The following is a 12,360-nucleotide window of genomic DNA, read 5'->3' on the forward strand; positions in this document are numbered from 1 at the left end:
TGACAGTCGCGCTGAAGCCGTCGTACGTGGCACAATAGAGGGCTGACCGTCCGGTTCACCGACCACGAAATCCGTGCAAGGACCCGGAGGCATCTCTAAGGGAGATCATGAAGAAGGACATTCACCCCGAGTACGTGGCCACCACTGTCACGTGCACCTGCGGCAACGAGTTCACCACGAACTCGACCGTCAAGGACGGCTCCATCCACGTCGAGGTCTGCTCGGCTTGCCACCCGTTCTACACGGGCAAGCAGAAGATCATGGACACCGGTGGCCGTGTTGCGCGCTTCGAGAAGCGCTACGGCAACAAGAAGTAACCGGAACCTTTTAGCGACGACGTGGCCGAAGCCTTCGCAGCCGTCCAGCCTTTGCTGGACGAGTACACCGACATTGAACGCCAACTTGCTGACCCCGCAGTCCACGCTGACGCGGGGCGTTCTCGCACGCTGGGGCGTCGGTTTGCGGAGCTAGGCCGCGTCGTTGCTGCCCACCGTGCGTGGGCAACAGCGCATGACGATCTCGAGGCTGCTCAGGAGATGGCTGAGGCCGATCCTGATTTTGCTGATGAGATCCCTGCCTTGCAGGAAGCCGCTGATGAGGCGACGGAGGAGTTGCGCCGGATTCTGATTCCGCGTGACCCTGACGATGCCCGCGATGTGATCGTGGAAATCAAGTCTGGTGAAGGCGGCGAGGAATCGGCGCTGTTCGCTGGAGACTTGCTGAAGATGTATTTGAAGTTCGCTGAGATCAAGGGCTGGAAGGCCGAGATCCTTGAGGCGAGCGAGACCGACATGGGTGGTTACAAGGACATCTCTGTCGCGATGAAGTACAAGGGCAACCCCGAGCCCGAGGATGGCGTTTGGGCGCACCTCAAATACGAGGGAGGCGTGCACCGCGTGCAGCGTGTGCCGGCGACGGAGTCTCAGGGCCGTATTCACACTTCCGCAGCGGGTGTTTTGGTGTACCCCGAGGTCGAGGAAGTGAATGAGGTCGAGATCGACATGAACGATGTGCGCGTTGACGTCTACCGTTCATCGGGCCCTGGTGGCCAGTCGGTCAATACGACGGACTCTGCGGTGCGTTTGACCCACGAGCCCACGGGCATTGTGGTGAGTTGCCAAAACGAGAAGAGCCAGTTGCAGAACAAGGAATCGGCGATGCGCATTCTGCGCGCACGGTTGCTTGCCGCGCAGCGCGAGGCCGCGATGGCTGAGGCATCGGATCTACGTAAGTCCCAGGTGCGCACCGTGGACCGCTCCGAACGTATCCGCACTTATAACTACCCTGAGAACCGTATTGCCGATCACCGCACCGGGTACAAGGCCTACAACCTTGACCATGTACTCGCTGGAGAGTTGGGTCCCGTGATCCAGTCCGCCATCGACGCGGACGAAGAAGCGCGACTCGCCGCGCACGAGGACTAGATTGCCCACGTTCGGCGCACGTCTGCGCGACATCACCCAGCGGCTGTCGGATGCAGGGGTCCCGTCTCCGCATGCCGATGCCGTGGCATTGATGGCTCATACCTTTGGGTGGGAGCCGTCAGAAGTACGTACCGCTGCGGCGCGTGACGACCACTGGCCAGAAGAGGATCCTCTGGACTTGGATCGTCTTGAGGCGCGAGTGACGCGTCGTGAGGCTCGTGAGCCTCTCCAACACATTCTCGGAACGGCCTATTTTCGTGGCCTGACGCTCCAAGTGGGTCCTGGCGTCTTTGTGCCTCGACCGGAGAGCGAGACTGTCGCGCAAGTTGCCATCAACGCTGCATGTGCGGCGACACCTGGGCGCGACGGCAAGGTCTATGTCACGGACCTGTGTGCGGGCTCGGGGGCAATTGGGCTTGCCGTGGCAGCTGAGGTTCCTCACGCTGAGGTCACTCTGGTGGAGGCGTCCGAAGCCGCGATGGTGTACTTGCGCCTGAACGTGCGGATGATGTCGCCCGACGTCCGCTCTCGTGTGCACACGGTGTTGGGGGATGCGCGCCGATGCTTGCACCACTTTGAACGCTGTGCCGACGTGGTGGTCAGTAACCCTCCGTACATCCCGACGGATGCTCAGCCTCGTGACCCTGAAGTACGCGACTACGACCCGCCACAGGCGTTGTATGGCCTGGGAGATGACGGTCTTGAGGTGCCGCGTGCCATTGTGGACGAAGCAGCCACGCTCTTGCGCATTGGCGGGACGTTGGTGATGGAGCATGGAGACTTGCAAGGTGACGCAATGCGTGCGCATGTCGAGCGTTCAGAGTTCTGGCGGGGTGCGCAGACGCTTAAGGATTTGACCGATCGTGACCGCATGCTCGTGGTGACTCGCGACGGGGTCTGACAGACTGTTGCCGTGATTCTCCAGTGCACCGACTCCTCCCATTGGGGTCCAAGTCTTGATGCCGCTGTTGATGCCGTGAATCGGGGCGCAGTCATTGTGTTGCCGACGGACACGGTTTACGGCGTTGGCGCCGATGCTTTCCAGGCCAAGGCCGTGGCTGCGGTGCTCGCCGCCAAGGGGCGAGGTCGCCAGATGCCACCACCGGTGTTGATCCCACAGTTGCGCACGGTCGACGGACTAGGGATGGATATTCCTGGGACCGCGCGTGCTCTGATGGAGAAGTTCTGGCCGGGCGCACTGACCGTCATCGTCCATTCGCAGCCTTCCCTGGCATGGGATCTTGGCGAGACTCACGGAACTGTCGCGTTGCGTATGCCTGATCATCCGGCCGCGCTGGCGCTGTTGAACCGTACGGGGCCTCTGGCGGTCACGAGTGCCAACTTGACTGGACAGCCGGCGGCGACTTCAGCATCGGCCGCTGAGGAGCAGTTGGGCGCCTCGGTCGCTGTCTACCTTGACGGTGGCGAGAGTCCGGGAGGTACCGCGTCGACCATTGTTGATGCAACCCACCCCGATGGCTTGCGCGTCGTGCGTGAAGGTGGCGTGTCCGTAGCCGAGCTCGTCGACACCGTCGGCGCAGAGGCCTTTGTCGAGTTGCCGGGGGAGACTATCGGGTGAAGGTCTATCTCACCCTGATGGTGATCGCCGCGCTTGTCACCTACGCGGCGACACCAGCGATGCGGCACTTGTCGTTCAAGGTCGGCGCCGTGACCGCAGTGCGCGCCCGCGATGTGCATCGCAAACCCATGGCTCGCCTCGGCGGAATAGCGATTTTGGGGGGAATCGCGGGGGCGATTGCGATCGCCTCCAATACCAGGTTCCTGGAACCGGTGTTTGAAGCAAGCAACGGTGCCTGGGGCGTGCTGGGTGGCGCTGCACTGGTGTGTGCGCTGGGGATGGCCGATGACGTGTGGGACCTGGATTGGATGGCGAAGCTTGCCGGGCAGATCCTTGCGGCACTGATCATGGCGTGGTCGGGGGTTCAACTCGTGACCGTGCCTATCGCCGGCCTCACGATCGGTAGCCCGTATCTTTCGCTCGCTGCGACGGTGATCGTCGTCGTGGTGGCGATGAATGCCGTGAACTTTGTCGACGGGCTTGATGGCCTCGCTGCAGGCATGATTGCGATCGGCGGAGCGGCGTTCTTCACGTACACCTATGTGTTGGCACGGTCAGCAAGTCCAGGTGACTACTCATCGCTTGCCTCGCTGATCCTCGCAGTGCTCGTCGGTGCCTGTCTGGGATTCCTGCCGCACAACGTCCACCCAGCGCGTATCTTCATGGGCGACTCGGGTGCGATGACGCTGGGCTTGACCATTGCGGGCGCCGCGATCATCGTGACCGGCCAGATTGACCCTGAAATTGTCTCGGAACGCGTTTCAGTTCCTGCGTTCATCCCTATCGTGTTGCCGCTGATGGTGGTGGCGATCCCGTTGCTGGATATGACGCTGGCAGTCGTACGCCGCCTCTTGCAGGGTAAGAGTCCGTTTATGCCGGATGCCCACCACCTGCACCACGTGCTGCTCCGTGCGGGTCACTCCCATCGTTGGGCGGTGTCCGTCATGTACCTGTGGACCGCGCTGCTGTCCTTTGGAACCGTGTCCTTGGTGTTCTTGCCCGCGCGGACATCCCTGCTCCTTGTCGGAGTGGGCGCCGTCATCACGCTCGTCATCACCTTCTCACCTGCATGGCGGCGGCGACTCTCGGGTTACTATCGTGCGGCTGGCACCAAGGCCAAGCCGCTGCAACGCATCACCCCTGAGGGGCAGCTCCACGGCCACCAGACCTCAGAGGAATCCGAGGACGATGCCGACGGCCACGCCTCTGCTGACGACATGGCGAGACCCACCACCGCACAGGAGAAGTAGTGAACGAGGAATACACCACCTACAAGCGCGCGATGCGCATCACCATCGTCGGCATCGTCGTCTTGGCGATCGCCGCAGCCGTGGTGGGCCCACTCGTCGCAGGATGGGCGGGACTCGCTGCAGCGGAACTCGGCGTTCTCATCGCCGCTCTCGCTGGACTGACGACTCAAGCCGCCATGGTGATGTCTCACCAGAAGCCAGCGACCACCATGGCTGCCTATGTTGGCGGATCATGGCTGGTGAAGATGTTGATCATTGTGATCGCACTCATCGTCCTCCAGAACATTGAAGGCTTTAACAAAGGGCTGTTTGCAGGCTTCATGCTTGTTGGCGTCCTAGGAACTCTCGCTATCGACTTCTGGGTGGTGCGCCAAGCACGCATCCCCTACGTCGACAGTGGTTCGAATTAGCACTTGAGATGCGTTAGGATTCCTACGCATCACGGTCCCCGGCGTGCTCGGCACATTTCGCCCGCGCGTGCAACAACACCAGGAGAAACTCTGTGGCGAATCTAGCCCTGGGCGCGGCAACGACTGCCGCTTCCGAGCTTGCATCCGATGACAGCTCGTCGAACGGGTTCTTCGGATGGCTCTTCAGCTCGAACGGCTTTCATCCCCCGTCGGTAAGCGAGTTCTACCCGCCGGCATTGCTGTTCGAAGGCACGATCTTCGAGTTCAACCGCATCGAGCTTGCTCGTGTGATCGCGGCAGTGGTGTTGATGCTGCTGGTGTGGCTGGTCGTGCGGAAGGCAAAGCTTGTTCCGGGCCGCGGACAGGGCGTCTTCGAGATGATGCTCGACTTCGTGCGTGTTCAGATCGTTGAACAGATCATGGACAAGGAGAACGCCAAGCGCTTCTTGCCTTTCCTCACCACGCTGTTCTTCGCGATTCTTGCCTTCAACATCACCGGTGTGATCCCGTTCATCAATATGGCCGGAACATCGCTGATCGGTCTGCCTATCGTGATGGCAATCTGGGTGTACTTCCTGTACCTCGGCGTGGGCGTCAAGACCCACGGACTCGGTGGATACCTCAAGCTCAGCCTGTTCCCAGCGGGAGTCCCCAAGGGCATCTACCTGCTGCTGACGCCTATCGAGTTCCTCCAGGTTTTCATTCTGCGCCCAGCAACGCTGGCGCTGCGACTGGCCGCCAACATGATGGCGGGCCACCTTCTGCTGGTGCTGTGCTTCGCAGCGACCCAGTACTTCTTCTTCGAAGCTTCCGGTGCCATGAAGGCAATGAGCACCGTCACCTTCGCTGCAGGTTTCGCCTTCACGCTCTTCGAGATCTTCGTGGCAGCGCTGCAGGCATATGTGTTCGTCATGCTTTCGTCCGTGTACATCAACATGGCGATTGAAGAAGAGCACTAAACACTCAACACACCCCCATTCATCACGTGCGTCACCACACAGGTGGCGTACATAAGGAAGGAAACACAGTGGACGTCACCACTCTCGCGGAGGTCTCGGGCAACGTCGCGACCATCGGCTACGGCCTCGCGGCAACCGGTCCCGGCATCGGCCTGGGCATCCTGATCGGTAAGACCATTGAAGGCATGTCCCGTCAGCCTGAGGTCGCCGGCCAGCTGCGCGCCACCATGTTCATTGGTGTTGCGTTCGTCGAGGTGCTCGCGCTGCTCGGTCTGGTCACCGGCTTCCTCTTCACCTAAGCCATGACGCTACTCAGCCAAGCGGTCATCGCAGCAGAGGAGTCTTCACAGAACCCTCTGGTGCCAGCCCCGTACGACATCCTGTGGTCGACGATCATCTTTGTGATCATCGTCGTCGTGTTCATGAAGTTCCTGCTGCCCAAGATGCAGAAGGTTCTGGATGAGCGCGCCGAACTGATCGAGGGTGGTCTGAAGAAGGCCGAGGAGGCTCAGGCAGAGGCTGCTGCAGCGCTCGAGGAGTACACCGCTCAGTTGACCGAGGCTCGTGCCGAGGCAGCGCGCATCCGCGAGGACGCACGCTCCGAAGCCAGCGACATCGTGTCAGAGAGCCACTCCAAGGCGAGCGACGATGCGAAGCGCATTGTTGAAACTGCGCACAAGCAGGTTGCAGCCGAGCGTCAGCAGGCCCTCGTGTCGTTGCGGTCCGAGGTGGGTTCGCTCGCTACGGAACTCGCATCGCGCATCGTGGGCGAGTCCCTTGCAGACGATGCTCGTCAGCAGCGACTCATCGATAGCTTCCTCAACGACCTCGAATCACAGGTCGACAACAAGCAGAAGGCGGAAGGGTAGGCGCCAATGCGTGGAACCAGTCAGGCTTCCCACGACGCCGTGCTGCAGGAGTTCGATCCTGTAGTGACGGCTGCGGGCAAGGACGGCATTCAGATCGCCGAGCACCTCTTTATGGTGGTTGACGCGCTCGACTCGTCGGGCTCGCTTCGCCGCGCGCTCAGCGATCCCGCTCGTCCTGGCAAGGACAAAGCTGCGCTGGTCACCCAACTGTTCGGCAACCTCGATCAGCGTGCGGTCGACGTAGTGGCGGCATTTGCTGCTGCACGTTGGTCCGAAGAGGCCGATGTGGCCTCCTCGATCGAGGACGCCGGAGAGACGGCGCTGTTCGCCTATGCCGAAGCTGCAGGCACGATCGACACCGTTGAAGAGGAACTGTTCCGCGTGGAACGGATTCTCTCTAGCGAGCGCGATCTGCTTGTAGCCATGGGCAACCGCTCTGCTTCGAAGGAGCAGCGTCTTGCGCTGCTCGAGGACACCCTCGGCGGCAAGTTGCACCCCACCACACACGCGTTGCTTTCGCGTGTCGTGGGTGTGCCGCGCGGCCGCCGCGTGGTGACCGCGATCGAGGAACTGCTCGAGCGCACCGCAGAACGTCGTGGCCGCATGGTCGCGTCCGTGACCTCCGCGGTGGAATTGTCGGCAGCGCAGCGGAAGCGTCTCGCGACGATCCTCAGCAGCGCATACGGCCGGGATATGCAAATCAACGTCGCCGTGGAACCTGAAGTTCTGGGCGGCATCCGAGTTCAGGTCGGCTCTGAAGTTGTGGACGGCACGACTCTCAGCAAGCTCGACGACGCACGACGACGACTCGTCGGCTAGTACAGACGACCACCGCACTGCGGTAGTGACAGGAGATATGACATGGCTGAGTTGACGATCAGTCCCGATGAGATCAGGGACGCGCTCGACAGCTACGTAAAGTCGTACGAGCCTTCCGGCATCGTGCGCGAAGAAGTGGGCCGCGTCACGCTGGCCGCTGACGGTATTGCCAACGTTGAGGGCTTGCCGGGCTGCATGGCAAACGAGCTGCTTCGCTTTGAAGACGGCACGCTGGGCCTCGCCCTGAACCTCGATGTTCGCGAGATCGGTGTTGTGGTGCTCGGTGAGTTCACCGGTATCGAAGAGGGCCAGGCAGTCCACCGCACCGGAGAGGTTCTCTCGGTTGAGGTTGGCGATGGCTACCTCGGCCGCGTGGTTGACCCGCTGGGTAACCCCATCGATGGTTTGGGTGACATGGAGACCGACGGTCGCCGTGCACTTGAGCTCCAGGCCCCCGGCGTGATGGACCGCAAGTCCGTTCACGAGCCGCTGCAGACAGGCCTGAAGTCGATCGACGCGATGATTCCGATCGGTCGCGGTCAGCGTCAGCTGATCATTGGTGACCGTCAGACGGGTAAGACCGCTATCGCGATCGACACCATCATCAACCAGAAGGAAAACTGGGAGACCGGCGACCCGACCAAGCAGGTCCGCTGCATCTACGTCGCCATCGGTCAAAAGGGCTCCACCATCGCCTCGGTGCGTGGCGCTCTGGAAGAGGCCGGTGCACTGGAGTACACGACGATCGTCGCCGCTCCCGCCTCGGACCCAGCAGGCTTCAAGTACCTCGCTCCGTACACAGGCTCGGCCATCGGTCAGCACTGGATGTACGACGGCAAGCACGTTCTCATTGTTTTCGATGACCTGTCGAAGCAGGCTGAGGCTTACCGTGCCGTGTCGCTGCTCCTGCGCCGCCCGCCGGGCCGTGAGGCATACCCCGGTGACGTCTTCTACTTGCACTCCCGTCTGCTCGAGCGTTGCGCAAAGCTCTCGGACGACATGGGCGCCGGATCGATGACCGGTCTGCCGGTGATTGAGACCAAGGCAAATGACGTCTCTGCCTACATTCCGACCAACGTGATCTCGATCACCGACGGTCAGATCTTCCTTCAGTCCGACCTCTTCAACGCAAACCAGCGCCCCGCTATTGACGTGGGTATCTCGGTGTCGCGTGTGGGTGGTTCTGCACAGATCAAGGCCATGAAGAAAGTCTCGGGAACGCTCAAGATTGACCTTGCGCAGTACCGCTCGCTTGAGGCATTCGCGATGTTCGCATCCGACCTCGACGCAGCATCGCGCCAGCAGCTGACTCGTGGTGTCCGCCTCATGGAACTGCTCAAGCAGCCTCAGTACACCCCGTACCCCATCGAGGAGCAGGTTGTCTCGGTGTGGGCCGGTACCAAGGGCAAGCTCGATGAGATCCCGGTGGCAGATGTGCTGCGCTTCGAGCGTGAGCTGATCGATCACCTACGTCGCAACACCTCCGTGCTGTCCGACATTGTCGAGACCGGCAAGCTGTCGGACGAGGCTGAAGAGACGCTGCACACCGAGGTCGACGACTTTGTCTCGACGTTCCTGTCAACTGAAGGTACCGAGTTGACCACCGACGCCTCCATCGATGGTGGTGGCGGCGCTCAGGTCTCGCAAGAGCAGATCGTCGCGAAGAAGAAGAAGTAGCCGATGGGTGGACAGCAGCGCGTTTACCGGCAACGGATCCGGTCAACACAGTCGCTTAAGAAGATCTTCCGTGCGATGGAGCTGATCGCGGCTTCACGCATTGGTAAGGCTCGCGACCGTGTGACCGCAGCCGCGCCCTATGCGCACGCGATCACTCGTGCCATCAGTGCAGTAGCAGTGCACTCGAAGGTCGATCACCCGCTGACGAACGAGCGCACCGACACGGACCGCGTTGCGGTTCTTGTCATCAGTGCGGACCGCGGCATGGCGGGCGCCTACTCGGCGAACGCTCTGCGTGAGGCTGAGCGCCTCACCGAGCGGTTGAAGAACGAAGGCAAGTCGGTGGTGTCGTACGCACTCGGCCGTCGCGCCGCTTCGTACTACTCGTTCCGTAAGCGTGAGGTCGCATCGTCGTGGCAGGGTGAGTCTGACTCACCTCAGTTCGGCACGGCACAAGAGATCGCTCGCGCTCTGTATAAGGCGTATGTGTCAGATGGCGAAGACGCCATCAGTGAAGTGCATGTGGTCTACACGCACTTCACTTCGATGGTCTCGCAGGAAGCTCGCGTCATCCGGCTACTGCCCCTCGAAGTTGTTGAGGGCGTGGCAGAGCCGGACGAAGATGTGGAGCCTCTCTACGACTTCGAGCCTGGCGCAGAAGAGGTGCTTGACAGCCTCTTGCCTCGCTACATCGAGTCACGCATTTACGCCTGCATGCTGCTGTCTGCGGCATCCGAGTTGGCTAACCGCCAGCGCGCGATGAACACAGCGGTCAGCAACGCAGAAGACATCATCCGCCAGTACACCAGGCTCGCCAACTCGGCGCGCCAGGCCGAGATCACCCAGGAAATCAGCGAGATTGTCTCGGGCGCCGACGCGCTCGCGGCCTCGTGACCGGAAGGCACTCCCATGACCCCCACCGCTAAGTCCGACGCCACGACGGCGTCGAAGGACGCCGCGAACGAGCCGGTTGTCGGTCGCGTCGCACGCGTCATCGGCCCCGTCGTTGACATCGAGTTCCCCGCCGATGCGATTCCCGACGTCTACAGCGCACTCAAGGTCGATATTGACCTGACCGCTCAGGGCGAAGACGAGGGCATCCTGCACATGACCCTTGAGGTCGCGCAGCACCTCGGCGACAACATGATTCGCGCCATTGCTCTGAAGCCCACCGACGGCCTAGTCCGCGGTGCTCGGGTGATTGACACTGGCGAGCCCATCTCCGTGCCGGTCGGCGACGTCACCAAGGGTCACGTGTTCAACGTGATCGGTGAAGTCCTCAACGGCCAAGAGGGCGAAGAGATCGAGATCACCGAGCGTTGGCCGATCCACCGCAAGCCACCGGCCTTCGACCAGCTCGAGTCCAAGACTGCGATGTTCGAGACCGGCATCAAGTCGATCGACCTTCTGACGCCCTACGTGCAAGGTGGAAAGATCGGTCTGTTCGGTGGTGCAGGTGTCGGTAAGACGGTGCTGATCCAGGAAATGATCTACCGCGTGGCGAACAACCACGACGGTGTGTCGGTGTTCGCTGGTGTCGGTGAACGTACCCGTGAAGGTAACGACCTCATCGAGGAAATGACCGAGTCGGGCGTCATTAAGCAGACTGCACTGGTCTTCGGCCAGATGGACGAGCCACCGGGCACGCGTCTTCGCGTTGCTCTGTCGGCGCTGACCATGGCGGAGTACTTCCGCGATGTGCAGAAGCAGGACGTGTTGCTCTTCATCGACAACATCTTCCGCTTCACGCAGGCAGGTTCCGAGGTTTCGACCCTGCTGGGCCGCATGCCTTCGGCCGTGGGTTACCAGCCCAACCTGGCTGATGAGATGGGTCAGCTTCAGGAGCGCATCACCTCGACGCGTGGTCACTCGATTACGTCGCTCCAGGCAATTTACGTGCCTGCGGATGACTACACCGACCCCGCCCCGGCAACGACGTTCGCTCACTTGGACGCCACGACCGAGCTGTCGCGTGAGATCGCATCGCGTGGTCTCTACCCGGCTATCGACCCGCTGACCTCCTCCTCGCGCATTCTCGACCCGCGTTACGTGGGTGCGAAGCACTACCAGGTTGCTTCGGACGTCAAGGCGATCCTGCAGCGCAACAAGGAACTCCAGGACATCATCGCGATTCTGGGTGTCGACGAACTGTCCGAAGAGGACAAGATCATCGTTGCCCGTGCACGTAAGATCCAGCAGTTCCTGTCGCAGAACACCTACATGGCAACCCAGTTCACCGGTGTCGCCGGTTCGACAGTGCCGCTGTCGGAGACCATTGAGGCATTCGCCGGCATTGTGGACGGTAAGTACGACCACATTGCTGAGCAGGCGTTCTTCAACATTGGTGGTCTTGAGGACCTCGACAAGGCGTGGACCAAGATTCAGAAGGAGATCGGCTAATCATGGCTGATGCCCTGACAGTCGACATCGTCGCACCGGACGGCAAGGTATGGTCCGGTGCGGCGAGCCGCGTCATTGCACCGTCTGTGGAGGGCGAGATCGGTTTGTTGGCAAACCACGAGCCCATCTTGTCGGTTCTGCGTGCGGGTACGGTGCGCGTTACCAGTGGCACGGATGCACTGGAGTTTCCGGTCACCGGAGGCTTTGTCTCCTTTGACCACAACACGATCACCATCGTCGCGGACGCCGTCTCTACTGACGAGGACTAGTCCGTGCGCGTTGTCATTGCGCGCTGCGCCGCCCGGTATTCCGGGCGGCTCAGCGCGTTTTTGCCTTTAGCTACCCGTGCCATCATGCTCAAGGCCGATGGCTCAGTGTTGCTTCATTCTGACGGCGGCTCGTATAAGCCACTCAACTGGATGAGCCCCCCGTGCACCACCAGTGAAGTCGCTCCGAGTGATGCTCAGGTGGCGAATGGTGTCCTAGAGGTGTGGACCGTTCAGCACGACAAAACAGATGACCGTCTGGAGATCGAGATCCACGAGTTGATCTCCGATACCCAGCATGAACTCGGCGCCGACCCCGGCCTAATCAAAGACGGTGTCGAGGCCCACCTGCAGGAATTGCTTGCGGAGCAGATCGCGATTCTGGGTGAGGGTCACACGCTGGTGCGCCGCGAGTATATGACCGCCATCGGGCCCGTTGACATTCTTGCCAAGTCGCCGTCTGGCGGGTCAGTGGCGGTGGAGATCAAGCGTCGCGGTGAGATCGACGGCGTGGAGCAACTCACGCGCTATCTCGAACTTATGAATCGTGACCCGCTGTTGAGCCCGGTTGAGGGTGTGTTTGCGGCGCAAGAGATCAAGCCGCAGGCACGAGTGCTAGCGAAGGATCGAGGCATTCGCTGCGTGGTGTTGGATTATGACGCCATGCGCGGTGCGGAAGACCCGTCTACGCGTTTGTTCTAGCAATG

15 protein-coding genes are annotated in these 12,360 nt (G+C 61.2%); all 15 read left to right on the forward strand.

Annotation, left to right across the window (positions count from 1 at the left end; all coding sequences use genetic code 11):
- Positions 1-107: 107 nt before the first annotated feature.
- The 15 genes from rpmE to nucS all read left to right on the forward strand — a co-directional run bounded on the left by rpmE (position 108) and on the right by nucS (position 12,355).
- Positions 108-317 carry a 50S ribosomal protein L31 gene (gene rpmE, locus AOP79_RS06725; protein ID WP_062071804.1) on the forward strand — a complete coding sequence of 70 codons (210 nt, stop codon included), beginning with the start codon at positions 108-110 and terminating at the stop codon, positions 315-317.
- 21 nt (positions 318-338) lie between these two features.
- Positions 339-1,424, forward strand: a complete 1,086-nt coding sequence (gene prfA / locus AOP79_RS06730; RefSeq protein WP_062071806.1) for a peptide chain release factor 1 — start codon at positions 339-341, stop codon at positions 1,422-1,424.
- Between the two features lies 1 nt (position 1,425).
- The gene (gene prmC / locus AOP79_RS06735; RefSeq protein WP_062071808.1) at positions 1,426-2,325 is read left to right on the forward strand and encodes a peptide chain release factor N(5)-glutamine methyltransferase; all 900 of its coding nucleotides are present in this window, start codon (positions 1,426-1,428) and stop codon (positions 2,323-2,325) included.
- A 15-nt stretch (positions 2,326-2,340) separates the two neighbouring features.
- Positions 2,341-3,003 carry an L-threonylcarbamoyladenylate synthase gene (locus AOP79_RS06740; RefSeq protein WP_152648054.1) on the forward strand — a complete coding sequence of 221 codons (663 nt, stop codon included), beginning with the start codon at positions 2,341-2,343 and terminating at the stop codon, positions 3,001-3,003.
- On the forward strand, positions 3,000-4,253 hold the full coding sequence (locus AOP79_RS06745; RefSeq protein WP_082093435.1) for an MraY family glycosyltransferase: 1,254 nt from the start codon (positions 3,000-3,002) through the stop codon (positions 4,251-4,253). The genes AOP79_RS06740 and AOP79_RS06745 overlap by 4 nt, the downstream gene beginning before the upstream one ends.
- Positions 4,253-4,663: a Cg1360 family ATP-synthase-associated protein gene (locus tag AOP79_RS06750; protein WP_062071813.1), complete on the forward strand. Its 411-nt coding sequence runs from the start codon at positions 4,253-4,255 to the stop codon at positions 4,661-4,663. The genes AOP79_RS06745 and AOP79_RS06750 overlap by 1 nt, the downstream gene beginning before the upstream one ends.
- A gap of 92 nt (positions 4,664-4,755) precedes the next feature.
- Positions 4,756-5,622, forward strand: coding sequence for a F0F1 ATP synthase subunit A (gene atpB / locus AOP79_RS06755; protein WP_236683296.1), 867 nt, complete (start codon positions 4,756-4,758; stop codon positions 5,620-5,622).
- 68 nt (positions 5,623-5,690) lie between these two features.
- The gene (gene atpE / locus AOP79_RS06760; protein WP_061961789.1) at positions 5,691-5,921 is read left to right on the forward strand and encodes an ATP synthase F0 subunit C; all 231 of its coding nucleotides are present in this window, start codon (positions 5,691-5,693) and stop codon (positions 5,919-5,921) included.
- Between the two features lie 3 nt (positions 5,922-5,924).
- Positions 5,925-6,491, forward strand: coding sequence for a F0F1 ATP synthase subunit B (locus AOP79_RS06765; RefSeq protein ID WP_062071815.1), 567 nt, complete (start codon positions 5,925-5,927; stop codon positions 6,489-6,491).
- A gap of 6 nt (positions 6,492-6,497) precedes the next feature.
- Positions 6,498-7,310, forward strand: coding sequence for a F0F1 ATP synthase subunit delta (locus AOP79_RS06770; protein ID WP_062071817.1), 813 nt, complete (start codon positions 6,498-6,500; stop codon positions 7,308-7,310).
- Positions 7,311-7,352: 42 nt separating this feature from the next.
- The gene (atpA, locus tag AOP79_RS06775; RefSeq protein ID WP_062071819.1) at positions 7,353-8,987 is read left to right on the forward strand and encodes a F0F1 ATP synthase subunit alpha; all 1,635 of its coding nucleotides are present in this window, start codon (positions 7,353-7,355) and stop codon (positions 8,985-8,987) included.
- A 3-nt stretch (positions 8,988-8,990) separates the two neighbouring features.
- A complete protein-coding gene (locus AOP79_RS06780) occupies positions 8,991-9,881 on the forward strand; it encodes a F0F1 ATP synthase subunit gamma (protein ID WP_062071821.1) in 891 nt (296 codons plus the stop codon).
- Positions 9,882-9,896: 15 nt separating this feature from the next.
- Positions 9,897-11,387 carry a F0F1 ATP synthase subunit beta gene (gene atpD, locus AOP79_RS06785; RefSeq protein WP_062071824.1) on the forward strand — a complete coding sequence of 497 codons (1,491 nt, stop codon included), beginning with the start codon at positions 9,897-9,899 and terminating at the stop codon, positions 11,385-11,387.
- Positions 11,388-11,389: 2 nt separating this feature from the next.
- Positions 11,390-11,656: a F0F1 ATP synthase subunit epsilon gene (locus tag AOP79_RS06790; protein ID WP_062071826.1), complete on the forward strand. Its 267-nt coding sequence runs from the start codon at positions 11,390-11,392 to the stop codon at positions 11,654-11,656.
- 3 nt (positions 11,657-11,659) lie between these two features.
- Entirely contained in the window at positions 11,660-12,355 is a 696-nt protein-coding gene (gene nucS, locus AOP79_RS06795) for an endonuclease NucS (RefSeq protein ID WP_062071828.1), read from the forward strand.
- Positions 12,356-12,360 lie beyond the last annotated feature (5 nt).

The organism is Demequina sediminicola (genome assembly GCF_000975055.1).
GTDB lineage: Bacteria > Actinomycetota > Actinomycetes > Actinomycetales > Demequinaceae > Demequina > Demequina sediminicola.